23 protein-coding genes are annotated in these 25,560 nt (G+C 40.1%); 8 read left to right on the top strand and 15 right to left on the bottom strand.

The features are described 5' to 3' along the window. Positions 1-18: 18 nt before the first annotated feature. The 3 genes from aceA to PVK62_RS10175 all read right to left on the bottom strand — a co-directional run bounded on the left by aceA (position 19) and on the right by PVK62_RS10175 (position 4,439). Positions 19-1,347, bottom strand: coding sequence for an isocitrate lyase (gene aceA, locus PVK62_RS10185; protein ID WP_274444232.1), 1,329 nt, complete (start codon positions 1,345-1,347; stop codon positions 19-21). Positions 1,348-1,361: 14 nt separating this feature from the next. Next, on the bottom strand, positions 1,362-2,966 hold the full coding sequence (gene aceB, locus PVK62_RS10180; protein ID WP_274444231.1) for a malate synthase A: 1,605 nt from the start codon (positions 2,964-2,966) through the stop codon (positions 1,362-1,364). Between the two features lie 573 nt (positions 2,967-3,539). Further along, positions 3,540-4,439: a hydrogen peroxide-inducible genes activator gene (locus tag PVK62_RS10175; RefSeq protein WP_274444229.1), complete on the bottom strand. Its 900-nt coding sequence runs from the start codon at positions 4,437-4,439 to the stop codon at positions 3,540-3,542. Between the two features lie 148 nt (positions 4,440-4,587). Between PVK62_RS10175 and PVK62_RS10170 the strand changes: the two genes are divergently transcribed. Together PVK62_RS10170 and PVK62_RS10165 are read left to right on the top strand one after the other, a co-directional pair. Next, positions 4,588-5,196: a peroxiredoxin C gene (locus tag PVK62_RS10170; RefSeq protein ID WP_122034387.1), complete on the top strand. Its 609-nt coding sequence runs from the start codon at positions 4,588-4,590 to the stop codon at positions 5,194-5,196. Positions 5,197-5,475: 279 nt separating this feature from the next. Beyond that, positions 5,476-6,219: a copper homeostasis protein CutC gene (locus tag PVK62_RS10165; RefSeq protein WP_274444227.1), complete on the top strand. Its 744-nt coding sequence runs from the start codon at positions 5,476-5,478 to the stop codon at positions 6,217-6,219. A gap of 72 nt (positions 6,220-6,291) precedes the next feature. Here the strand turns inward: PVK62_RS10165 and PVK62_RS10160 are convergent, their stop codons facing one another. Together PVK62_RS10160 and PVK62_RS10155 are read right to left on the bottom strand one after the other, a co-directional pair. Continuing rightward, the gene (locus tag PVK62_RS10160; protein WP_274444225.1) at positions 6,292-6,654 is read right to left on the bottom strand and encodes a YgiW/YdeI family stress tolerance OB fold protein; all 363 of its coding nucleotides are present in this window, start codon (positions 6,652-6,654) and stop codon (positions 6,292-6,294) included. Positions 6,655-6,699: 45 nt separating this feature from the next. Next, positions 6,700-7,338: an AcfA family outer membrane beta-barrel protein gene (locus PVK62_RS10155; RefSeq protein WP_274444223.1), complete on the bottom strand. Its 639-nt coding sequence runs from the start codon at positions 7,336-7,338 to the stop codon at positions 6,700-6,702. A gap of 131 nt (positions 7,339-7,469) precedes the next feature. On the opposite strand from PVK62_RS10155, the gene PVK62_RS10150 reads away from it, so the two are divergent. The 3 genes from PVK62_RS10150 (at position 7,470) to PVK62_RS10140 (ending at position 10,371) form a co-directional block, all read left to right on the top strand. Beyond that, positions 7,470-8,399 (top strand): LysR family transcriptional regulator, encoded by a 930-nt coding sequence (locus tag PVK62_RS10150; protein ID WP_274444220.1) that lies wholly within the window; start codon positions 7,470-7,472, stop codon positions 8,397-8,399. A gap of 186 nt (positions 8,400-8,585) precedes the next feature. Continuing rightward, positions 8,586-9,506 (top strand): YadA C-terminal domain-containing protein, encoded by a 921-nt coding sequence (locus PVK62_RS10145; protein ID WP_274444218.1) that lies wholly within the window; start codon positions 8,586-8,588, stop codon positions 9,504-9,506. A gap of 370 nt (positions 9,507-9,876) precedes the next feature. Continuing rightward, positions 9,877-10,371 (top strand): hypothetical protein, encoded by a 495-nt coding sequence (locus PVK62_RS10140; RefSeq protein ID WP_274444216.1) that lies wholly within the window; start codon positions 9,877-9,879, stop codon positions 10,369-10,371. Between the two features lie 86 nt (positions 10,372-10,457). On the opposite strand, the gene PVK62_RS10135 is transcribed toward PVK62_RS10140, so the two are convergent. The 8 genes from PVK62_RS10135 to phoB all read right to left on the bottom strand — a co-directional run bounded on the left by PVK62_RS10135 (position 10,458) and on the right by phoB (position 19,603). Further along, the gene (locus PVK62_RS10135; protein WP_274444214.1) at positions 10,458-11,018 is read right to left on the bottom strand and encodes a VC2662 family protein; all 561 of its coding nucleotides are present in this window, start codon (positions 11,016-11,018) and stop codon (positions 10,458-10,460) included. 162 nt (positions 11,019-11,180) lie between these two features. Next, positions 11,181-11,879, bottom strand: a complete 699-nt coding sequence (gene phoU, locus PVK62_RS10130) for a phosphate signaling complex protein PhoU (protein WP_130044013.1) — start codon at positions 11,877-11,879, stop codon at positions 11,181-11,183. A gap of 39 nt (positions 11,880-11,918) precedes the next feature. Further along, entirely contained in the window at positions 11,919-12,737 is an 819-nt protein-coding gene (gene pstB, locus PVK62_RS10125; RefSeq protein ID WP_274444213.1) for a phosphate ABC transporter ATP-binding protein PstB, read from the bottom strand. 4 nt (positions 12,738-12,741) lie between these two features. Further along, a complete protein-coding gene (gene pstA, locus PVK62_RS10120; protein WP_274444211.1) occupies positions 12,742-14,265 on the bottom strand; it encodes a phosphate ABC transporter permease PstA in 1,524 nt (507 codons plus the stop codon). Between the two features lie 25 nt (positions 14,266-14,290). Further along, positions 14,291-16,504, bottom strand: a complete 2,214-nt coding sequence (locus PVK62_RS10115; RefSeq protein ID WP_274444210.1) for an ABC transporter permease subunit — start codon at positions 16,502-16,504, stop codon at positions 14,291-14,293. A gap of 75 nt (positions 16,505-16,579) precedes the next feature. Continuing rightward, positions 16,580-17,569 carry a PstS family phosphate ABC transporter substrate-binding protein gene (locus PVK62_RS10110; RefSeq protein WP_274444209.1) on the bottom strand — a complete coding sequence of 330 codons (990 nt, stop codon included), beginning with the start codon at positions 17,567-17,569 and terminating at the stop codon, positions 16,580-16,582. A gap of 7 nt (positions 17,570-17,576) precedes the next feature. Next, positions 17,577-18,875 (bottom strand): phosphate regulon sensor histidine kinase PhoR, encoded by a 1,299-nt coding sequence (gene phoR, locus PVK62_RS10105; protein ID WP_274444208.1) that lies wholly within the window; start codon positions 18,873-18,875, stop codon positions 17,577-17,579. 35 nt (positions 18,876-18,910) lie between these two features. Beyond that, positions 18,911-19,603, bottom strand: a complete 693-nt coding sequence (phoB, locus tag PVK62_RS10100) for a phosphate regulon transcriptional regulator PhoB (protein WP_274444207.1) — start codon at positions 19,601-19,603, stop codon at positions 18,911-18,913. A 213-nt stretch (positions 19,604-19,816) separates the two neighbouring features. On the opposite strand from phoB, the gene rdgC reads away from it, so the two are divergent. The 3 genes from rdgC (at position 19,817) to PVK62_RS10085 (ending at position 22,614) form a co-directional block, all read left to right on the top strand. Continuing rightward, positions 19,817-20,728: a recombination-associated protein RdgC gene (rdgC, locus tag PVK62_RS10095; protein WP_274444335.1), complete on the top strand. Its 912-nt coding sequence runs from the start codon at positions 19,817-19,819 to the stop codon at positions 20,726-20,728. A gap of 239 nt (positions 20,729-20,967) precedes the next feature. Continuing rightward, entirely contained in the window at positions 20,968-22,356 is a 1,389-nt protein-coding gene (gene trhP, locus PVK62_RS10090; RefSeq protein ID WP_274444206.1) for a prephenate-dependent tRNA uridine(34) hydroxylase TrhP, read from the top strand. A gap of 3 nt (positions 22,357-22,359) precedes the next feature. Beyond that, on the top strand, positions 22,360-22,614 hold the full coding sequence (locus tag PVK62_RS10085) for a YfhL family 4Fe-4S dicluster ferredoxin (protein ID WP_274444205.1): 255 nt from the start codon (positions 22,360-22,362) through the stop codon (positions 22,612-22,614). A gap of 114 nt (positions 22,615-22,728) precedes the next feature. Here the strand turns inward: PVK62_RS10085 and PVK62_RS10080 are convergent, their stop codons facing one another. Together PVK62_RS10080 and dnaJ are read right to left on the bottom strand one after the other, a co-directional pair. Next, a complete protein-coding gene (locus PVK62_RS10080; protein WP_274444204.1) occupies positions 22,729-23,823 on the bottom strand; it encodes a DUF3541 domain-containing protein in 1,095 nt (364 codons plus the stop codon). Positions 23,824-24,004: 181 nt separating this feature from the next. Continuing rightward, on the bottom strand, positions 24,005-25,147 hold the full coding sequence (dnaJ, locus tag PVK62_RS10075; protein WP_274444203.1) for a molecular chaperone DnaJ: 1,143 nt from the start codon (positions 25,145-25,147) through the stop codon (positions 24,005-24,007). Positions 25,148-25,560 lie beyond the last annotated feature (413 nt).

Below are 25,560 nucleotides of genomic sequence, written 5' to 3'. Positions count from 1 at the left end.
TTATGCCATTGGTATTAATTAAGCATTGGTTTTAAATTGCTCTTCTTCTGTTGAGCCTGTTAGCGCAGTCACTGATGAATTTCCACCTTGAATGGTATTGGTCATAATATCAAAATAACCCGTACCTACTTCTTGTTGGTGTGCAACAAACGTATAGCCCTTGTCTGCGGCTTCAAACTCTTTACGTTGAACCATTTCAACATAATGACGCATTCCCTCACCTTGTGCATAAGAGTGCGCCAGTTCAAACATGTTAAACCACATGTTATGAATACCCGCAAGCGTAATGAACTGGTATTTATACCCCATATCTGCCAGCTCTTGTTGGAACTTAGCAATGGTTTCTGAATCCAGATTTTGTTCCCAGTTAAACGATGGTGAACAGTTATAAGCTAATAGCTGATCTGGATACTCAGCATGAATCGCCTCTGCAAATTTACGCGCTTCTTCTAAACATGGCGTTGCGGTTTCGCACCATACCAAATCAGCATAAGGTGAATACGCCAGACCACGAGAGATAGCTTGGTCAATACCTGCGGTTACTTTGTAGAAACCTTCTGCCGAACGCTCGCCTTCAATAAATTCTTGATCGTACGGGTCACAATCAGAGGTCAGCAGATCGGCGGCATTAGCATCGGTTCTTGCAATAACCAATGTTGTTGTGCCTGCCACATCAGCAGCGAGTCGTGCTGCTACCAGTTTTTGAACCGCTTCTTGAGTTGGTACTAATACTTTCCCCCCCATGTGACCACATTTTTTCACTGACGCTAGCTGATCTTCAAAGTGAACCCCAGCAGCACCCGATTCAATCATATTACGCATCAACTCATAACCATTTAACACGCCACCAAAACCGGCTTCTGCATCGGCAACAATCGGTAGGAAGTAATCAATCCCTTCCTCTGGAGTTGAGCCATTTGACCATTGGATCTGATCTGCTCGACGAAAGGCATTATTAATACGTTTAACTACCGAAGGTACTGAATCTACAGGATAAAGAGATTGGTCAGGGTACATGGTCGATGCGGTGTTGTTATCTGCGGCAACCTGCCAACCAGAAAGATAAATAGCTTCAATTCCTGCTTTTGCTTGTTGGACTGCTTGGCCACCCGTTAGCGCACCAAGACAGTTCACATAGCCTTTTTTAGACGTGCCATTCACGAGTTCCCATAATCTATCTGCCCCTTTTTGTGCAATGGTATTTTCTGGTGCAAATGAACCTCGAAGGTTGATCACCTCTTCAGCCGTGTAAGGACGAGTTACGCCATCCCAACGTGGGTTTTCTGCCCAATCTTTTTCTAGTGCATCAATTTGTTGTTGGCGAGTTTGCGGTTTAAATGTCGTCATAATCGTTCCCTCTCTTATAAGTATTCATAGCCAGGTAGTGTTAAAAAGTCCGTGAGTTGATCACTGGTGGTTAGTTGCTCCATCAGTTTTGCAGCTTGGGCAAATTGTCCCGAGTCAAAACGCTCAGTTCCCAATTCACCCTCAATTACTTTTATCTCTTCCAATAACAGGGTTCTAAACAAATCAGCCGTTACAACAGCACCAGTGTCTAATGTTTTTCCATGTTGTATCCATTGCCAAATAGACGTTCGTGATATTTCTGCTGTTGCAGCATCTTCCATTAATCCATAAATAGGGACACATCCATTACCTGTGATCCACGCTTCAATGTATTGAACTGCGACACGAATGTTATGACGCATGCCCTCTTCTGTTCTTTCACCTTCACAAGGTGCTAATAACTCTTCGGCGGTAATGGGCTTGTCATTTTCTCGACTGATATTTAGCTGATTGGTTCGCTCGCCTAATACCTTATCGAACTCTGCTCTCGCAGTGTCTGCTAATCCTGGATGAGCAACCCAAGTGCCATCATGTCCATTATTGGCTTCCAGTGATTTATCGGTTTGAATTTTATTCAACACCCAATCATTTTTTACCGGATCTTTCGATGGGATAAAGGCGGCCATTCCTCCCATCGCAAACGCTCCTCTTCGGTGACACGTTCTGATCAGTAATCGTGAATAGGCATTTAAAAACGGTTTTTCCATTGTCACTACTTGGCGATCAGGTAGCACGCGATCCGGATGATTTCTTAAGGTTTTAATGTAGCTAAAAATGTAATCCCACCGGCCACAATTTAACCCTACAATGTGCTCTTTCAAGCTGTATAAAATTTCATCCATTTCAAATACCGCAGGCAGGGTTTCTATCAATACCGTCGCTTTAATCGTGCCTTGCTTTAAACCAAACTCACGCTCTGAAAAAGTAAATACATCACTCCACCACGCCGCTTCTTGATAGGCTTGTAGTTTAGGAAGGTAGAAGTATGGAGCACTGCCTTTTTTTAATGACGTCTGGTAGTTGTGATAGAAATAAAGCGCGAAATCAAACAAAGCTCCAGGAATAGCGACACCATTAAATAGCACGTGTTTTTCAGGAAGATGCAGTCCTCTAACTCGACAAATCAATACCGCTGGATTTTGTTTTAGTTGATATACCTTTTGCGTTTTAGGATTGGTGTATTGGATCGTGCCATTCATTGCATCTCTAAGGTTAATCTGTCCGTTTAATACCGCTTCCCATGAAGGTGCCAGTGAATCTTCAAAATCGGCCATAAATACTTTTACATTGGCATTTAATGCATTAATCACCATTTTTCTGTCCGTAGGCCCTGTGATCTCAACGCGTCTGTCTTGAAGATCACTTGGAATCCCTTGAATACTCCACTCAGACTCTCGAATAGATCGTGTCTCTGTCAAAAAGTCAGGTAGCTCTCCTGCGTCTATTTTTCGCTGCCTTACTTGACGTGTTTCTAAAAGTTCAGGCACTCGATGCGCAAACTTTTCGACAAGATGGGTAAGAAAGCGAATCGCTCCTGCACTTAATACTTCATTAACTTGAGGAAGACTCGGCCCAATAATGGATAATTCTTGTTCTTTCGTCGTCATGGTATCTGTCATGGTTTGCGCCTCCGGCAAAATTACATTTGTAACTAAAACACTACGAATCAGTATTCATGTTTCATCCTATTTATCGTTCTTGCTGTTTACGTCTATTACATTCTCGAAAGAGCGAATGAATTACAACCCCTACCAAAGGCTAATATCACCTTGAATTTTCAATGAGATGTCGACATAAAACAGAAAGTTGAGTTATGAGTAAATGATCTACAACCATAATTGTCAAAGATTAAATTTTACATTTACTTAACACAAGAAGGGCGTAACGTTCTTAAAATTACGTTATAAAATTACATAAATTAAAGTTGTAAAATTGAACATGTAAAATTCACAGTTTTAATTTCACAAAGAAAACAGCCGGATAGAATAAAAAAGGCGCTATAGGTAAGCTTGTTTAGAGAGGAATAAAAAGAAAGTGGCGATATACAACAAGAAGAAAAGAAATTAACTGGTCAGATCTGTTTGGGAATAAATATAGAGAAGTGAGAATCCGGTCACTAATTACCCTATTATTCAAAAGTAGAAAAGCGCTTATTTAAACAATAAATAAGCGCCATAAATATGAAAATAAAATTATAAAATATGTTTAACAACATCTGCAAGTTGGTGAAAAGCTTGTAAGCGAGATGAACTTGGACGCCAAACCAGTCCAATTTCTCGTGACGCTTCTTGACCTGGCGGTTCAACGACAACAAGGTTTTGATTATCTAATAAACCATGCTTGATAGCCATTTGAGGAATAAATGTCGTCCCTAACCCATTAGCCACCATTTGCACTAATGTATGTAAACTGGTTGCCGTAAACGGATTTATTTTTTCTTTTTTCGTTAATTTACAAGCAGATACCGCATGATCTGTTAAGCAATGCTCTTTCTCTAGTAAAAATACATATTCATCAGGTAGCTCATCATAACGGATCGGGGTAGAAATTGAGCGAGCCTGATCTTTACTTATGACCATTTTAAACGGGTCATTCCCAACAACCAGGCTGTCCATTCCTCCAATATCAACAGGCAAGGCAAGAATAAGAACGTCTAACTGCCCCTGACGCAACGCGGCTAATAAATTAGTCGTGGTATCTTCTCTTAATAGTAGCGTTAATTGTGGGTAGGTTTTATTCACCTCTTGCACTAAATCACACAGTAGAAAAGGAGCAATCGTAGGAATACAACCGACACGAAGCTGACCTTGCATTGCATCACCTTGGCATAAAGAGCCGAGCTCAATTAAATCTTGCCCTTTTGCTAGCAACTCACGTCCTTGAGCTACGACTTTCTCGCCTATTGGAGTAAAAACCAATGTTTTTTTATCACGCTCGTATAAAGGACAACCAATTAACTCTTCAAGGTTTTGTATCCCTTTACTTAATGTTGATTGGCTGACAAAACATTTTTCTGCCGCGTCACCAAAATGGCGAGTCTCATGCAGGGTAATAAAGTAGTGTAACTGTTTTAATGATGGCCATTTGTTCATCGTTTTTCTCGATTACATTAATCTATTTAATTCGCTTTTTTCAATCATACCTTTTGTACTATAGTTTGTCCTGTTGAAACAATTTATTGTTTTCAAAAACAAAGCCAAACACGAAGTTTGGAAAATCTAATTTTTAGGAGATTCAAAAATGGTACTAGTAGGTCGTCAAGCACCAGACTTTACTGCTGCAGCTGTTCTAGGTAATGGCGAAATCGTTGATAACTTCAACTTCAAAGAATTCACTAAAGGTAAGAAAGCGGTAGTATTTTTCTACCCTCTAGACTTCACTTTTGTTTGTCCTTCAGAGCTAATCGCTTTTGATAACCGTCTAGCTGATTTCCAAGCTAAAGGCGCGGAAGTAATCGGTATCTCAATCGATTCTCAATTCTCTCACAACGCATGGCGTAACACTGCTATTGAAGATGGTGGTATTGGCCAAGTTAAGTACCCACTAGTTGCTGACGTTAAGCACGAAATCTGTAAAGCATACGATGTTGAGCACCCAGAAGCTGGTGTTGCTTTCCGTGGTTCTTTCCTAATCGATGCTGACGGCCTTGTTCGTCACCAAGTAGTTAACGATCTTCCACTAGGTCGTAACATCGACGAAATGCTACGTATGGTTGACGCACTAAACTTCCACGAGAAAAATGGTGAAGTTTGTCCAGCGCAATGGGAAGAAGGCAAAGCAGGTATGGACGCATCTCCAAAAGGCGTTGCAGCATTCCTATCTGAACACGCTGACGACCTAAGCAAGTAATTGCTAACCTAGAGTATTTACATCAAATACTCGACTGCACCTAAGCTCAACGGTGCATGTGGCTAGAATATTAAAAGCGTATAAACGCAGTAGCCTAAAATCAGAAAGTTTGCCTAATATTAAAGCCCTGAAGTTATCTTCAGGGCTTTTTCTTTTCTATTCATAAAACTGAGAAGTTGGCTCTTTGTTCTAGCGCGTAATTCTGACGCCCGCTTCACACATCTAAAGTTAAATATCCCTTACACTACCCTATTCCCCATTATTTTTTATTTATCCATCATGTCTATTAAAATTGAAGTCTGTATCGATAACTTAGAGTCACTGCATAATGCGATAAGTGGTGGCGCAGATCGCATTGAGCTTTGCTCTTCACTTGCTTTAGGTGGATTAACACCAAGTTTTGGTTTCATGAAAAAAGCAGCGGCTATCTCTTCTATTCCTGTTTATGCCATGATCCGTCCTCGCCAAGGCGATTTTTTGTATGACAACGATGATATCTCAGCCATGATTGAGGATATTCATGCTGCAAAATTAGCTGGCTTACAGGGGGTTGTCTTTGGGGTATTAAAAGCCAATGGCGATATTGATATGCCATTATCTGCACGGCTAATGAAAATCGCTAATGACAATGACTTAGGTGTTACCTTCCATCGCGCCGTTGACCAATGTTCTAATTATAAAAAAGCGATTGAAAACATTGCAGAGCTTGGATGTGAACGCATTCTGACCTCAGGTCTTGCAGCTAATGCCTACGATGGTATTAACGTTTTGACTGAAATGGTTAAATTAGCAAATGGGCGATTTGAAATATTAGCAGGCGCTGGTGTCACTGCTGAAAATGCAAAAGAGATCATTGAAAAGACAGGCATAACTGAAATTCATTTATCGGGTAGATCGTCTCGCCCAAGTAAAATGAAATTAGTATTAAATGGTGTAAAAATGGGGGGTGGTGATTTAGATGATTTTATTATTCCGGTTACTGATGCTAAAAAAATTGATGCCGTAATACAAAAAATTAGTTAATACGCTTATGCTAATGAAAAAATGCCAGAGACTTGATCTCTGGCATTTTTATTATCAGATAACTGCGTTTTTCTATTTTGCTAACTGAACAAAGTTAACGTCGATCGTCGTCTCAGTCCACTCTTTATCTACTTCACCATGAATAACTAGTTTCGTTTCTGGCGTTGCTTTAATTCCATTCCAATCTTGATTATCAATCTCAATTCTTACTTCACCAGTTTCATCTTTAAATTGGTACTCTTCATTACCTAATGAAGAGGTGATGTAACCCGTCAATACTACCGCTGCATCATCTGCTGAATCTAACGCTGAACGCACAGTACTTACTGAAACAGAGCTAGGTCCATTAAATCCACCAGTAACAGGTGCGTTTTGTGCAGCAAAAACAGTTGAAGATGCGAATACTAATGCGCTTGCTAAGATAATTTTTTTCATTTTATGGTGTCCGAAATTTATAATTAAATACTAAGTAACGCTATATTAGAAGTAGTAAGCTGAACTCAACATGAACGACGTTGAATTAGTTACGCTATCCGCTTGATAACTTGCTGAAGCGCCTAACGCTAGGTTTGGGATCACCATGTATTCAAGACCCACGCTTGCGATACCGCCTAGTGCTGTTTCTGATTTTGATGCCCCAAGAACGTAACTGCCGGGTACAATAATCTCCATGTCGGTAAGATCATTTTCGCTTTCAGTGTAAGCGGATGAATCGAAATTGTATTTTGTAACCGTTAAACCTAAGCCAGTCTTTAGTTGTAACCTTTCATTAATATTGTAGAAGTATACTGGCTTAAAGGTAAATTGGCTCGCATCTAAATCAGCATCCCATTCACGTTCAGTTTTAACTGGGAAAACATAGCTTAAAAACTTACTTCGAGAATCATCACTCTCAAATTTCTTATAACCTAATTCTAGACCAAAATCGTTAAGACGATAGCCAACAAAGCCACCGAATGCAGAACTTGAATCTTCAGGTGTTAGTGTGACGTTATCTTGTGAAAAAGTAGATGAATAATCATGACTCATGTTTGTTACGCCATATTCTAAGCCAACGTATGGAGCAGCAACCGTTGCTGTTGAAGTTGCAGCCATTAGCAAAAATACATACTTTTTCATTATAAATTCAATCCTATCGTTATGGGGTTAAGCTTGGTCTTAGTTCGTTATGTAGGTACTATAGAGGGTAGATCGTGAAGGAAGCGTGAAGAGTGATTAAATAATTTAAATTTATAAGGAAATAATTCACTATGGCAAAAGATCTATTCGCTACATTAGATTTAAATTTATTGAGAACTTTTTTAATTCTTTCTCAAGAGTTAAATATGCGTAAAGCCTCTGAGCGCTTATTTGTTTCTCAACCGGCAATCAGCCAAGCATTGCAAAAGCTGCGCAATCATTTTGATGATGAACTCTTTATTAAAGTTCGCCACGGTCTGAAACCAACTCCTTTTTCTGAAGAGTTAGCCGAAAACATTCAACCCTACCTTGATGGTTTATCTTCTATTTTAAATTCATCTCAAGAATTTCAGCCAGCAAATTTAAATAAAATGCTAAAAATAGCCCTAGCGCCTCAAGTATTAACCTGCTTATCTGGTGCGTTATTTCATGAAATAAAAGAAAAAGCGCCCAATGCTGATCTGCAACTTGTAAATTGGTCAGAATCAACTTTTGATGATCTTGCCAAGGGAAAATTAGATATGGCTATCAATTACGAGTATGACAAAGTTCCGAAAGAATTGCTTTCAAAAAAACTAATGACAATAACAGGTTGCGTAATAATTAGAAAAGATCACCCAATAGAGAAAACTATCGCTACCCCTTATGATTTTGAAGGATATGAACTTGCATCATTAATTATCCCAGGCTGGAACGATAATAAAAGCTTAGCGAGTGAAGTTTTAACCAATATGGATATTGAGCACAAAATAGGGTTTCGCTCAGAGCTTCCAATGGCACTAATAGATGTTGTTCAGCATACAGATATGTACTTCCCATCCACCTCACTTTTCCCTATACATCAACATTCAGGCTTAAGACGTATTGACCTCTGTTTTGATGACATTCCATTAAACTACCCTATTTATAGTTACTACCATCAAAGGCATAAAAAAAATGCTCTACATCATTGGATAAATCAATTGATTACAGATTTATTATCGCAAGCTAACATTAAATAATCGTTATAACTGACGCACTAAAAAAGTAAAAGAAATAAGCAAAACTTATAATCAATATAATTACAGGTGATTAGAAAACAACCACCGAACTCAATATTATTCATTCCATCAAACGGAAACAGATTTATCGGTAAGCAAGGATGCTCATTACTGATCTAACTTATGATTAATATTGAGAGTTATAAAATGAAAAAATCTATCTTAGCACTATCCCTAACTGCCATCTTTTCTTCTTCTGTTATGGCTGAAACCATTCAGAACCCAGCAGAGCTTCCTGGAATTGACAACTCTGTACCATCTGTATCAGAGCGACCAAGCCCTGATTTTGGAAACACGCCCAACTGGGGATTAGGCCCTACTCAACCACCAATGGTAACAGAGCCTGAATGGCAAGTTCCTTCAACTCCAGTTGAACGTCCGCAGCCAGATGCTCCTGTAGATCGACCACAACCGACAGACCCAGATTTTGGTATCTCAGTTCCAACGCAACCACCAGTAGATGACAATACACCAAGCCGTCCAACCCCTGACTATGGTGATACACCTCACTGGGGAGTTGGTCCAGATAAACCTGTCGATCGTCCGGAACCTGTAGACCCTGATTTTGGACAAGCGGTTCCTGAGCAGCCACCAATGGATAATTCTCCAGAAAGGCCACAACCTCAGAAACCAACGCAACCGCCAGTTGATGATAATTCACCTGAACGTCCTCAACCTCAAGTTCCAGTGCAGCCGCCAATGGATGACTCTCCTGAATGGGGGATCCCACATGCAACAGAAGTTGAGCGAATCACTGCTTTAGAAAATGATTTCAAAGTAATGGCTGAAGAGAATAATCGTCGCTTCAATGAGCAAGATGAGAAGATTGATGGCGTTAGAGCGGGTTTACATGCTGTAGCCAATGCGCGTCCATTTGTAACCAGTGGTGAGTTTGCTATTGGTGCAGGTGTTGGTTTCTCTGGCTCAAAAGAGGCATTGGCACTTGGTGGGGCTTACGGTATTAATGAACAATTAAGTGTTTCTGGTACTTTCCACTATGAATCATCTGGTAGCTACTCATCTTCAGATGTTGCAGGTGGTGTCGGTATTCAATACAGCTTTAAATAAATAACTCTCGCCCCACCAAGGATTGGTAGGGCTCTTTATTCTATCTATAATTTGATCTTATTTTAACTACACAATATTTTGTCTTTGACGCGTTATCTTATGATAGCCCTTGCCTCTGCCTCTCATACAGAGGCTTTTTTTGTACATTTCATATACTTCTCACCAATGGCACGAATCTGTTTTTTCTGATTGGCTAGATAGAACCAGAACCGAAAACGTCTATCCTCATTAATAAGCTCTGGTTATGAATGAGATAAACACTAGTGATTAGCGATGTATACAAAGATTTCTTACTATAGCTCTATCAAAACAATTAAAGATAAAACAAAGCACGGATGCTGTTTTAAATGATTATGAGAGAGTATCCAATATGAAAAAATCACACCTAGTTCTTGCTATCGCAACTCTATTTAGCGCAAACACTTTTGCTAATGACTTCCATTTTTCACCTGAAATTAAAATCGGTCCTTATGGTGGCTTTGGTATTCAAGCTGGTGTTACCGATGCTTTAGGCTTTGATGCGGCTTTTATTAGCTACGGGCGTACGGTTTATAGTAGCTCAATGTATGATGAAACTATCGATTCATATCGCTTTGGTGTTCAGCATATGTTTGGTGCATCTAAAATTCACGGTATGCAACTTGAGATAGGTATTGCCGATTATGATGGTAAGAAAACCAAAAGTGGAGAAACAACAAAAGAAAGCGCATTAGGATCAAGCATTGGCGCATCTTATGTTTTCCAAGCTACTGACCACCTAGGACTAAGAGCAGGGGTTGATTTGAACTACTTCCCAATGAGCGATACTTATATACCCTATGAGCTATCAACTAACGTCAATATTGGTATGACATTCACTTTTTAATTATACCAATCACATTACGTTGAGATACAAAAATGGCGCTGTTTTAGAAACAGCGCCATTTTTATTTAATTAAATTTCAAATCAAATTACATCGCAAAGTTTACGATTGGGAAACAAGGTAAGAAACCATTTTCAGCACAGTTAATCAAACCAACCTGAACACCTTTGATGTCAGATGTCATGTTGAAAAAACCAACTTGAACATGAGAGTCATTTGAAAGGTTAGCAACACCAACATCAACCATGGTGTAACCTTCAGAGTAGTTCACTGCAGATACGTTTGCACCTTTAACATTATTAGTAAGGTTTACAAAACCTAAGTTAGCACCTAAGTCATCGCCCATATGCCAGTTAAACAGACCAAAAGATGCCCCGGTCATGTTGCCATTAACTTTGTTTGCACCGATAAATAGTGGCAAGTTAACACCTGTTAGGTTATCACTTTCTGACATACCAAGAGCAAAATCAACACCGGTTACATCACCAGTTTTACCATGAAGAGCCGCTAAACGAACGCCTTTTACTTCACTTGCTGCTGGAGCGTTAAACCCATTCAATGATGAAAACATCACAGGTGTACTATCCGCCATAGCGAATGATGAAACCATAGATAACGCCGCGCAAGTACCAACTAAAATCTTCTTCATAAGATATTCCTTTATTGCTTTAATTTATGATTATTAACTGAATCTATTTTTGTATCATTCGTCGTACAATAAGTACGACAGTTCATAATATACGCATTAATTCTAATAAATACAGCATAGTTCAAAAAGTAACACTATGATTATTATTTTTAAGTCAGATCCTTACTTGATCACATCATCTATATTTTGATCACCAATATGGCGCACATCTTTTCCTTTTACAAAATAAATAATGTACTCACAAATATTCTGGCAACGATCTCCCACTCGCTCAATTGCACGAGCCGCCCACATCACTTTCATCACGCTTGGGATTGAACTTGGATCTTCCATCATATAGTTCATTAACTGCCGAATAACAGCATCATATTCCGCGTCTATTTTATCATCAAATTTATACGCTTCTGTAGCTGCTTTTACATCCATTCGAGCATAAGCATCCAACACTGAATGCATCATTTTAACGGATTGGCGACCTAGAGACTCAAGAGAAACCAATAACGACTGGTGTTTATTCGAGAAGTTTTCTAGTGATACTTTTGCTATTTGAGAAGCGACGTCACCAATTCGCTCTAAATCGGTAATGGTTTTGATTATCGCCATAACCAAACGCAGATCACTGGCCGTCGGCTGTCGCTTAGCAATAATGCGAGTGCACGCTTCATCGATTGCAACTTCCATCGCATTTACTTTATGATCTTCATGCATTACTCGTTTTGCTAAATCAGCATCGTGATTGTGCAATGCCTCTAATGCATAGGTAAGCTGCTGCTCCACCATCCCGCCCATGGTTAATACATGAGTTCTAATGGCTTCAAGCTCTGTGTTAAATTGGCCTGAAATATGTCGACCAAGCTGCATGGTATGTCCTTATTTTATTATTGGCCTATCGTAGGATAGTTACCCATAACGGCCTGTAATGTAGTCTTCTGTTTGCTTATGTACTGGCGATGTGAAAATCGTATTTGCATTACCGTATTCAACCAATTTACCTTGATTGATAAAAGCGGTGTGATCACTTACTCGTGCCGCTTGTTGCATATTATGCGTCACAATAACAACGGTATATTTACTTTTTAGCTCATAGATAAGCTCTTCAATCGTCAGAGTAGAAATAGGATCCAATGCTGACGTTGGCTCATCGAGTAATAATACTTCTGGTTCAATAGCGATAGCTCTAGCAATCACTAAACGTTGCTGCTGACCGCCTGATAACCCAAAGGCATTTTCATGTAATCGATGTTTGACTTCATCCCATAATGCAGCGGCTTTCAACGCATCTTCAACCGCTTCATCTAATACTCGCGCTTCTTTTATCCCTTGTAAACGTAAACCGTAAACCACATTCTCATAAATTGATTTAGGAAACGGATTTGGCCTTTGGAATACCATTCCTACACGGCGACGCAGCGAAGGTATGTCAGTATTAGGTTGATAAATATCATCACCAAACAACTTAATTGACCCTTTAATTTTGCAGTTATCAACCAAGTCGTTCATGCGATTAATGCAACGCAATAAGGTAGATTTACCACAACCGGACGGCCCAATAAACGCCGTTACTTGCCCTTTAGGGATCCGCATCTCTATATTTGATAATGCTGATGTCTTCGCATAATTTAAACTAAGATTATTAATCTCTATGGCAGTATTTTCATCCGATAAATTATTTACGTCTATTGGCGATAGAAAAGAGAGATCCGGTGATAATGAATACATACAGTTATAACTCCAATGTTCTATATTTCTCTCGTAAATTATTACGAATCGCGATAGCCGTTAAATTTAATCCGATGATAACAGTGACTAATAAAAAGGCCGTTGCATACACAATCGGTCTTGCCGCTTCAACATTGGGGCTCTGAAAACCAACATCATAAATATGATAACCAAGGTGCATAAATTTTCTGTCTAAATGTAAATAAGGCGCAACACTATCAACGGGTAAAGAAGGAGCCAGTTTAACGACACCAACTAACATAAGAGGCGCGACCTCTCCCGCGGCTCTTGCTACCGCTAAAATAAATCCCGTCATGATAGCAGGGCTTGCCATAGGCAAAACGATCTTCCATAAGGTTTCAAACTGAGTTGCACCTAACGCTAAAGAGCCATGACGCACTGAGTTTGGAATACGACTGAGCCCTTCCTCTGTTGCAACAATGACGACGGGTAATGTTAAAATAGCCAAGGTTAATGCTGACCATAACAGACCTGGTGTTCCAAATGTAGGGGTCGGCAACTCATTAGAATAGAACAACTGGTCGAGTGTTCCACCCACCACATAAACAAAGAACCCCAAACCAAATACGCCATAAACAATAGATGGTACACCTGCAAGATTTATCACCGCGATTCGAACTAACCTCGTTAGCATATTTGGTTTCGCGTATTCATGAAGATAAATCGCAGCAATAACCCCTAATGGCATCACAATAACAGACATAAGAAGAACTAATAAAATAGTACCAAAAATAGCAGGAAAAACGCCTCCTTCTGAATTCGCTTCTCGCGGACTATCAGAAACAAAGTTATACAACTCATCAAACCAATGGCCTATTTTTTCTTGCAGTGACATCGCATTAGGAAACCAGATATCAACCACATTATCACTGCTTAATTTATAGCTATTTCCCTGACTGTCTTTTAAGGTTAAATAGCTGTAACTCAATTGATTTAAAATTCTTTTAGCTTGGTCATTGAGCGCATTTTCTTGTTGCTTACGCTCACTACTAGATAACGCTAAACTTGGTAATGCATCAAGTTGACGATAGAGCTTATATTGTTCTTGTTCTAATAAATCAATTTTTGCTTTTTCACTTCGAACCCATGACTCTACCTGCTGTCGGTTAAGCTCAAGACCATTCGATGTTTTAATAATAGTGCCAAAATATTTACCGTGTTGAAGTCTATCGACCACAACAAGATCTTTAGGTTTAGTAACCGATTGGATCTTATCCTGATTAATATTAATAAAATCGAATCCATTAACATCTCGGTTTCCAACTTTTATTATTAAACGCTCTTGGTTCTCTGAGCTTTTCCCATGAAACTTTTCAACATCATACAATTGCCCGATAATCACTTGTCCGTCTGTTGTGTGCCACTCTTGCAATGCCGTAGGCCAAAAATAAGATAAGCCCTTCCAACCAATTAATAGCAGAATACCAAGCACGGCAATCATACTAATGCTCACTGAGCCCGCCGTGAGCCATATCCAAGGCGAACCTGATTTAATCCAATGCTTCATTTATTTACCTTCATTAAGATCAAACCTATAAGCTACGATACTTTTCACGTAACCCTTGGCGTATCCATTCAGCCAAAGAGTTCACAAAAAAAGTAAACACAAACAGTAAAAATGCGGCTAAGAAAAGCATTCTAAAGTGAGTGCTTCCTATCTCAGATTCTGGCATTTCAATCGCAATATTTGCAGCAAGGGTTCTCATCCCCTCTAAAATATTACCATCCATAATCGGGGTATTTCCGGTCGCCATTAATACAATCATGGTTTCACCCACCGCTCGCCCTAATCCCATCATTACCGCAGAAAAAATCCCCGGACTCGCCGTTAGCAGCACCACTTTGGTTAGTGTTTGCCATTGCGTTGCCCCTAACGCTAATGAGCCTTCAGATAAATGTTTTGGTACTGAGAAAATGGCGTCTTCAGCAATGGTATAAATCGTCGGAATAATCGCGGCTCCCATCGCTATCCCTACGACTAAGGCATTACGCTGGTCGTAACCGACGCCGTTATCACCAAGGTAGCTACGCAAATCACCATTAAACAACCAATTTTCGATAACGTACCCATATTGAAAAGTCAGATACCCAACCCCTATTAAAGCTGGGATCAATAATATTGCATGCTGCCCTCGCGGGAGCTTTCGCATGATATGTGCGGGTAATATGTGCCAGATAAACGCAATAATAATCATACTTAAGGGAAAGAGCACAAATAGGCTAAATACTGCGACTAAATTATTTTCAACAATAGGGGCTAACCAAATACCCGCTAATAAACCAATGATCACCGTCGGCAGGGCTTCCATTATCTCAATCGTCGGTTTTACATATCGGCGAACATTAGAGGACATAAAGTAAGCGGTATAAATGGCACTACCAATGGCTATTGGTCCTGCGAAAATAAGCGCATAAAACGCCGCTTTTAAGGTTCCAAAAGCCAATGGCATTAAACTGAATTTAGATTCAAAGTCATCGTTCGCCGCTGTCGATTGCCAAATATACGCAGGCTCTGGGTAGCCTTCATACCATATTTTTCCAAATACTGATTGAACACTGACTTCAGGGTGGGTGTTGGTTACCTCAAAGCATTGCCACCCTTTTTGAGTTAATACAATAAGCCTCTCTGCATTGGGAGGCTGAGTTGCCGCCAATACTTCTTCATTAAACAGATGCTGGCTATACAACGCTTTTTCTGTTGTCGTATGGACTAAAGATACATTGCCTTTAGCATCAATAATAGTCACTCCTTTACGGTAAACCTCTGGTGCTAATTGCTTAATCGGAGCATCTACATTAAAAGTTCGAATTAAGGTTAGTTGACGCTTTTCATCCTTAATCGTATCAAACCACTGCGATAAACTGCCATTCTCACTCTGTACTAATACCGAATGAGCACCAGACAATAACGTCAATTTTTGAGCTGATTCTTTTAATTCAATACGCTCTCGTAAATTGGCTTTATGATCTTTTAATGTCCAAACTTGTAGCTCATGTTGATATAAGAAATACAAAAAATCATTATTTGGGGTGATCACCATGGATAATAATTTTTTTGTCTTGTCTAGTACATCCCCTTCAAACTCAATCGGGATCGCTTTCCAAATGGACTCCCCCGTCATTTGGTTAATCACACTATCAAGTTCAACTCCTAATAATCGCTTATCTTTAGTTTGTGCTAAAACAACCCCTTCGGTTGCCGTTAAGCTAAGCGCAACTTGTGTAAGCTCCTTCTTTTGTTCATCAATTTGAATCAGAGGGAATGGAGTGAAGCTTTCAACATAAGGAATAAGTTGGCGAAGTCCTTGTTTGTAATTAGTTTGAAAGCCAATTTGAGCGAATTGTACTTGACCCTTTGCATCCCCAAAAGCGAACCAATCTTGGCTTTCAATGGTGGCAGCAAAAGCCGTTGGATTCGTGATAATTTGTGTTTCACTGATCTGCTTTTTGTTAACAAGATCAATAAACTGAACTCGACCATTATCATCAATTCGGTAGGCCATTTTTCCTTGCTCATCAGAGCCAATAGCAAGGGTGGCATTATCATAAGATGCTGAATATTGAGATAAAGGCTCAACCGTTGCAGAAGTAAAAATAGGAGCAATAACCGCCAATAAATAAAAACAAATGAGCATAAGGGCTGCGATGATCCCTATGCCACTGGATTTAACCCAAATACGCATAATCAGATCGACAACATAGCGTTGTCTGTCTCGAATACTCTGATTAGGTTTGGCGTATGCCATGATGAGATAACCTCTGTATTTATTAAATGATTGTTTACGTATTTTTCAGTATAGGAATGACACTATAATGACAACTTAATGGAGTTCTAATTTAGAAAGCTCTTGTAAGACAAAACGTTCCGATAATGCGATATAGCCATCCTGCTCTACTCTTTTCTGCCCTTCTAATGACAGCATATAACGAATAAATTCAGTTTCTAAAGGCTGAAGTTTGGCCGTTGGTGGCTTATTGATGTAAATATATAAAAAACGAGCTAAAGGATATTGACCACTAATAATAGTGTCAGTGCTTGGTTCAATATAATCCGTCCCTTCCCTTGTAATTGGCAACAACTTCACACCCGACATTTGATAACCAACACCAGAGTAACCAATCCCATTTAATGATGCGGAAACACCTTGAACCACGGATGCCGACCCAGGTTGTTCGTTAACATTCACTTTAAAATCACCGTTACACAAGGCGTTCTTTTTAAAATAGCCATAAGTACCAGAGACTGAGTTTCGACCAAATAATTGGATTCGGTGTTTAGACCAGCTGCTATTAACCCCTAAATCTTGCCAACGATTAATGGGGCTTACAGAACCACATCGTAATGTTGCCGAAAAAATAGCATCGAGCTGACGAAAGTTCAGTCCTTTTATTGGGTTATCTTGATGCACAAAAATTCCGAGCGCATCAATAGCAACTCGAATTTCAGTTGGTGGATAACCAAATTGTCGTTCAAATGCGGCTTTTTCACTTTGCCGCATTCGCCGACTCATAGGGCCAAATTGGGCCGTACTTTCAATTAATGCTGGCGGCGCCGTTGACGATCCTGATGCTTGAATTTGAATATTTACATTAGGATAAATTCGTTGAAAATCTTCAGCCCATAAGGTCATCATATTCGCTAACGTATCTGAGCCTATTGAGGATAAGTTACCCGAAATTCCGGCAACTCTTTCATAGGGGGCGAGTTTTCCATCATAAGAAAACGCATTTGATATAAACCCAAGCCAAAGTAATCCCACGGGGATCAATACCCTAAACCATCGCTGCTGTTTATACTGCGTCTTCTTCATTATTCCATTACTTTAAAATCAATTTTTTAGGGAGAACAAACGAGAAAATACTTCCTTTACCCAATTGGCTCTGTATTTCTAACTGCGAGTCATGATGACTAAGTGCATGTTTTACAATTGCAAGCCCAAGTCCGCTACCACCAGTATCTCTTGAACGCGCCTTATCTACACGATAAAAACGCTCTGTTAAGCGAGGAATGTGCTGTGGTTCAATTCCTTGTCCACCATCCTTTACGCTTAATTTAGCGCCGAGGTTCGTAACCTGCCATTCAACAACAATATCTGCACCATCAGTCGTATGTTTTACCGCGTTATAAACCAAGTTAGAAATCGCACTGCGTAGCTGATCTTCATCCCCCAATACTTTAAGACGAGGATCGACATCAAAGCGAATACTGTGGTTACGCTCACCACTTAATGCGATGGCCTCTTTCTCTAAAATATCTAACATAGAAGGCACATCAACATGATCTTCTAATTGAGACGTCGCTGCGGCTTCTATTTTTGACAGCGTCAGTAATTGTTCAACCAAGCCTTCCATACGTGATAATTGTTCCGTCATTACCCCATGTGCTCGGTTCCACATTGGGCCAACCAGCATTTCTGGGTCTTCCGACATCTCTAAATAACCACGAAGAACGGTCATTGGTGTACGTAATTCATGAGAAACGTTAGCAAAAAAGTTGCGGCGCATGCCTTCTAATTGTTTAACTTGTGTGACATCTCGAACCACCATTAAAAACTCACCATCGCTATACGGCACAATACGTATCTCAAGTGTCTTATCCGTGTTAATTGGCGATGGCATATCTAATGGCATATCAAACTGTTGAGCCATTAAATATTGAACAAAATCAGGGGTTCTAATTAAGTTGGTAATAGGATGCCCTGAATCGTCAGGCCAACGAAATCCCAGCAGTGATTGCGCTAGGCTATTACACCATACGATATTACCTTCATGACGAAATACCACTACAGCATCAGGCAGTGCTTCTGCCCCTTGTCGAAAGCGACGAATTAACGTAGACAGCTCTTTACGACGTTTTTTATGGCGCTTTTGTAAGCGATAAGTCTCATCAAAAATCGGCTCCCAACTCCCTGAGGCTGACGGCGGTGTTGCTTTTCGTCCCTCATGCAGCCAGCGCGACATTTTAATTTGATTATGTAAATGCCAAATTAATAAAATAAATGAAGCAAGAAATAATAGTGGCCATAGCGCATCAAATAAATACCCAACAATCACCCAAGGTACGTAAAAAAACGCCAGTTCTCCAACGAGCTTTTTCCATGAGAGACGTTCAACCATGTATTTTACCTTTTGCTTCTATTTATATTTAAAAATTAAGACGTTTGAACAGAGAAACGATAACCCGCTCCACGAACGGTTTGCACTAAGCGATCATGACCATCCATTTCTAATGCCTTGCGTAAACGACGAATATGAACATCAACGGTACGATCTTCTACGTATACATTCGTACCCCAAACGTTATTCAATAATTGTTCACGGCTGTATACACGCTCTTGGTGAGTCATAAAGAAATGCAGCATTTTAAATTCTGTCGGGCCCATATCTAATGCTTTGTCATTGGCTGTAACACGGTGTGATACTGGGTCTAATTTTAACCCTTGAACCTCAATCAACTCTTCAACAGAGGTTGGGGATACTCGACGAATAACGGCCTTTAAACGCGCCATTAACTCTTTTGGTGAGAATGGTTTGGTAATGTAATCATCTGCGCCGACTTCAAGACCGCGAACTTTGTCTTCTTCTTCGCCGCGAGCCGTTAGCATGACTACTGGGATTTTTTTGGTAAATTCATCGCGCTTAAGATGTTTGATTAAATTGATGCCTGAGCCACCTGGCAACATCCAATCCAACAAAATTAAATCAGGGTAAGGTTCGCAGAGTAAACCCAGTGCAGTGTCATAATCTTCTGCTTCTATCGGTTCATATCCTTTCTGCTCTAATACAAAACACAGCATCTCACGGATTGGCGCTTCATCTTCTACTACAAGTATCCTTCTCGACATTCTTTTACCTAAATTAGCCAACAAAATTTATAACGCTATTATTAAAGCTAATTATGACACTTTTGTGACTATTGAAAAGAAAAGTTCATATTCTTCTTATTGATATCTCTACCTGAGTGTCATTTATCCAAGATCCTGAAATCTATACAAGCAATATTCAACAAAATCTCCTATCATAAGCGCACTTAAAAAAGACAGGAATTCAGCAGCATGATGTGGTTTAAAAATTGTTTAATTTATCGTTTTACTAAAGAAGTTGATCTCAACCCTGAGCAACTTGAAAAACAACTGAACGATTTTCGTTTCACACCTTGTGGTAGCCAAGATATGCAAAAGTTTGGCTGGGTAACTGCAATGGGCCGTCATGGTGATATGCTGACTCACGTAGCAAGCAAAAATATTCTTATCTGTGCAAAAAAAGAAGAAAAAATGTTACCCGCGTCAGTGATTAAAGAATCAATGAACGCAAAAATTGATGCTATGGAACTTGAGCAAGGTCGCCCTCTTAAGAAAAAAGAGAAGGACTCAATCAAAGATGACATCGTTATTGATCTTCTTCCACGAGCATTCAGCAAGCATCAACAAACCTATGCATTAATTCTTCCAGAAGCGGGGTTTATTATTGTTGATGCAGGCAGTTACAAAAAAGCAGAAGACGTATTAGCGTTGCTTCGTAAGTCCATCGGCAGCTTACCTGTTGTTCCTCTTACGTCAACGCAACCGATTGAGAATGCCTTAACTGAGTGGGTGAAAACAGGCACGACTCCTCAAGGTTTTGAGATGGGTGAAGAAGCGGAACTAAAAGCAATTTTAGAAGATGGCGGTGTGATCCGTTGTAAGCAGCAAGAATTAGTCTGCGATGAAATCCATGCTCATATTGATGCCAACAAAGTGGTCACTAAGTTAGCACTAACTTGGCAAGACCGTTTAGAGTTTATCCTTGCAGATGACCTATCGCTAAAGCGCCTAAAATTCAGCGATGAAATTAAAGACCAAAATGAAGATATTGGTTTTGAAGATAAAGCAGCACGTTTTGATGCTGATTTTTCTCTAATGAGTTCAGAGCTTGATGCTCTGCTACCTGATCTATTCAAAGCACTTGGTGGCATTGAAGAGAAAGAGTAAGACGATACGCTTCGCTAACTATAACGCTTCGCGTCTAGAAACTATAAAAGCTGTGTGCGTCCGCTCTTATCGTTTCTAGGTAGCGTAGCGTATAGTCTCTATGCCTATGACTCTGGTTAAATACAAATCCCCGCCCTCAACCCTAGCACTTCTCTCACTTTCCATGTAAAATCCGGCCTCCTTCATATCCTTGTGATATGACCTGACCTGAGATCAGAATACAACATTGGGAAGCAATCATGTTTAAGCCAGAACTACTTTCGCCTGCGGGCAGCCTTAAAAATATGCGTTATGCGTTTGCCTACGGTGCAGATGCCGTTTATGCCGGCCAGCCACGTTACAGCCTTCGTGTTCGTAACAACGAATTCAACCATGAAAACCTTGAAATAGGCATTAACGAAGCACACGCGCAAGGTAAAAAACTGTATGTGGTATGTAATATCCAACCACATAACTCAAAGTTAAAAACCTTCATTCGTGATTTAGAGCCAATTGTTGCAATGGGCCCTGACGCATTAATCATGTCGGATCCTGGTTTAATCATGATGGTTCGTGAAGCTTTCCCTGAAGTAGTTATTCACCTGTCAGTTCAAGCCAATGCGGTTAACTGGGCAACCGTGAAATTCTGGGCAACTCAAGGTGTTGAGCGTGTGATCTTATCTCGTGAATTATCACTAGAAGAAATTGAAGAGATCCGTGAGCACTGTCCTGATACAGAACTCGAAATTTTTGTACACGGTGCATTATGCATGGCGTACTCTGGTCGCTGCTTGTTATCTGGTTACATGAACAAGCGTGATCCAAACCAAGGCACATGTACTAATGCATGTCGTTGGGAATACAAAGCTGAAGAAGCTAAAGAAGATGAAAACGGCCAAATCGTTGAAGCGAATCCTACCGGTGTTGAGATCCAAGATGTGGAAGTTCAAAACGAGCGTCCAGACAACACACTAGGTTTAGGTAAACCAACAGACGAAGTGGTCCTTCTTTCTGAATCTCACCGTCCTGAAGAAAAAATGGCTGCATTTGAAGATGAGCATGGTACTTACATCATGAACTCTAAAGATCTTCGTGCTATCCAACACGTAGAACGACTAACTAAGATGGGGGTTCACTCTCTTAAAATTGAAGGTCGTACTAAGTCTTTCTACTACTGTGCTCGTACTGCTCAAGTTTACCGTAAAGCGATTGATGATGCGGTTGCAGGTAAGCCATTCGATGAAAGCCTAATGGGTACGCTAGAAAGCCTAGCTCACCGTGGTTACACAGAAGGTTTCCTACGTCGCCATACACATGATACGTACCAAAACTACGATTACGGCTACTCTATCTCTGATTCTCAACAGTTTGTTGGTGAGTTCACAGGTAAACGCCGTGGTGATCTAGCAGAAGTTGATGTTAAAAATAAATTCCTTGTAGGTGACTCTGTTGAGATCATGACACCGCAAGGTAACCTGACACTGACTCTAGATGTAATGGAAAACCGTAAGAGCGAAGCTGTTGAAGAAGCAAAGGGCAATGGCCACTTTGTCTTCATTCCAGTTCCTGCAAATGTGGATCTAGAGTACGGTCTTCTAATGCGTAACTTACACACGGGTGAAGATACTCGTAACCCACACGGCAAGTAAGTAATGGCGTTATTGATCAATAAAAAATGCATCAACTGTGATATGTGCGATCCTGAGTGTCCCAACGAAGCGATTAGCATGGGCGATAAGATCTACGAAATTAATCCAGATCTTTGTACTGAATGTAAGGGGCATTACGATGTTCCTACTTGTCAATCAGTTTGCCCAATCAACAATTGTGTCGTTTCAGATCCAAACAACATAGAAACAGAAGAAGAGTTATTAGAAAAATTCGTTAAGCTTCAAGGCCTAGCATAATAATCTCTAATAACCAGATCTGATCCAAATAAAAACGCCCAGCGATATCACTATCTCTGGGCGTTTTTGTATCTGATTTACAAAGTAAGTAGCTAACAATACAAAAATACTCGTTTATTTTTTCACCAGACCATATGGCTTACTTTTGAATATCTTTGGTTCATTTTGAATCGTCGGTGCAGCATGTGGTGTTTGCCAATCAAGTAGCATAATCGCTAATACATTACGGTGCTCACCCTCGGTTAAGTCAGTACTATTTGATGTTGATGGCACCATATTCTTCTCACGGTTAATCTCATTTTGAATGTATTTTTGTGTTTTATAGACTACAGGGTCGTCTTCTAACCCTGCCAGTAAGAAGGTAATTCCTACTTCTGAAATAATATCTGCTTTTGTTCTCTTTAAGATAGTGTCGATGTTATTTCGCAGATAATCGTATACCCATTGGTGATCAGATTCTTTTAATGGGTATTGATAATATTGAGAATCAGCCAATAAAATATGCGTTAATCCGTAGATCTTATTACCGTATTGCTGCTTAGAAAGTGCTGTATCTTTCTTATCTGGATAGGTTAATTTAAATGCTTCTATAAAGTCATCAACCACATCTTGCTCACCCAACTGTCGTAACCAATAAACTTGATTCGCTAGTTGAGCCGCCCATGCTTTGATCATCGCCTCATCCGTCGCGTATTTTTTAAAATCATAACGACGGATTATTTCTCGCAGCTGTTTGTCATTACGATGCTTCAAACCGTATTCATTAGCACGAGCCATTGAGCCAAGTAAGTCAACACCAAAATAGAGGTACTCTGGCATAGTTTTGGTGGCTTGATAGCGTAAAATACTACGGATATCAGTCTCATCTACATAGATGCTTAGCCGTTTATTGGAATACGCTTCAATCTTTTTTGGTGTATGTACTTCAGAAGAAAATTGATTAAGTCGACTTGCCACTCGTGCCATATCAGACCAAACGGCCGCTGAGTATTTAGGATCCATCGTTTGGCGATACATACGTAATCCGTAATGACCCGCTTTAAATGCCGACAGTGTATAGAGCTGAGTTTCATAGGTATGACGAATTGAAGCGGCATCTTGCTTAAAGCTTGGGAGCGCTTTTCCACCCTCGATCATTTCTGCATTGGCAATAGCTGAACTAAGCAGAAAAACAATAAATAGCGATAACGTCCGTTTAAATAACCCCATACGCACTCTCTTCTACAGTAAGAAACTAAAAACACTACTGGTTACATAATAAACGAGAAGAATAGAAAATAGTCAGCAATATGTAAATAAACAGAGTCTGATCATTTGTTGGCGGCATAAAAAAACCTAATGATATAAAATGAACATCATTAGGTTTAAGTTTATTGGCTGATGGATTAACTTATTTAGTTAAATCATCAAAGAAGTTCTTAACGCCTGATAAGAATCCTTCTGATTTAGGGTTGTGCTTCATCGCATCTTTCCCATCAAATGATTCTTGGAACTCTTTAAGCAACTCTCTTTGGCGTTTGGTTAATTTAACTGGAGTTTCAACAATCAATTTAACGATTAAGTCACCAGTGCTGTGTGTACGAACGCCTTTAACACCTTTGCCACGCATACGGAACATACGCCCCGTTTGAGTTTCTAGAGGCACTTTCAAGCTTACACGACCATCAAGAGTAGGGACTTCAACTTCACCACCCAGTGCTGCCATAGTAAAACTTACAGGCACTTCACAGTATAAGTTGTTACCGTCACGCTCAAAAATATTATGATCTTTTACATGTACTTGTACGTATAGATCGCCTGCTGGTGCGCCATGCTCTCCCGCTTCACCTTCATTAGATAAGCGAATACGGTCACCAGTATCAACACCGGCTGGGATCTTAACATTAAGCGTTTTAGTCTTTTGAACTCGACCTTCACCATGACAAGAGTTACATGGGTCTTTAATGATCTTACCTTTACCATGACAGGTAGGACAAGCCTGCTGTACAGCAAAGAAACCTTGACGCATTTGAACTTGGCCATGACCGTGACAAGTGCTACAAGTTGATGAAGAGGTGCCTTTCTTAGCGCCTGTACCTTCACATGGATCACAAGAGACTAATGTTGGTACTTCAATCTCTTTATCACAACCACGAACCGCTTCTTCTAGCGTAAGTTCCATGTTGTAACGTAAATCTGAACCGCGTTGTGCACGTTGTTGACCACCGCCACGACGGCCGCCACCAAAGATGTCACCAAACACATCGCCAAAGATATCGCCAAAGTCACCTTGACCGCCACCGAAGCCGCCACCGCCCATACCACCTTGTTCAAAGGCTGCATGACCGTATTGATCATAAGCTGAACGTTTTTGAGCATTCGTTAAGATCTCATACGCTACTTTTACTTCTTTAAACTTTTCTGGTGCGGTTTCATCGCCCTGATTACGGTCAGGGTGGAATTTCATCGCTAGACGTTTATAGGCTTTCTTAATATCACGCTCTGAAGCATCGCGGCTTACGCCCAATACTTCATAAAAATCACGTTTAGACATGCTTTGGTCACCAATTCTTTTGATACTGCTGGCAGTGACACCATTAGTATGAGTTCAATCTAGATAATCAGGTTCAACGTTCGAGAATGATTATCTAGATTGACCTATTAATTACGAATTTGCGGGCGCTAGAGAAAACTCCAACGCCCGCAATATATTTTTTCATTCGAAGCATTTAAGATATAGGGCTTTTGCTCTTTTCTTAAATGACTAAGGCAATGATTTCTTTAAGCTAGAAGTATTAAGTCCAAGGCAAAAGCACGCCATTTCTTGGCAAACAAAAGCGCGAACGCAAATGAGTACTTTCGACGCAGGAATCACCCCTTCTAGCGACAAGAAATTACTTGTCTTTTACTTCTTCGAATTCAGCGTCAACAACATCATCTTCTTGCTTAGGTTGCTCACCCGCTTCA

The sequence above is a fragment of the Aliivibrio sp. S3MY1 genome, assembly GCF_028765575.1.
In the GTDB taxonomy this organism is placed as follows: domain Bacteria; phylum Pseudomonadota; class Gammaproteobacteria; order Enterobacterales; family Vibrionaceae; genus Aliivibrio.
The sequence above is the reverse complement of the archived record's forward strand: the minus strand, read 5'-3'. Positions and strand labels throughout refer to the sequence as shown.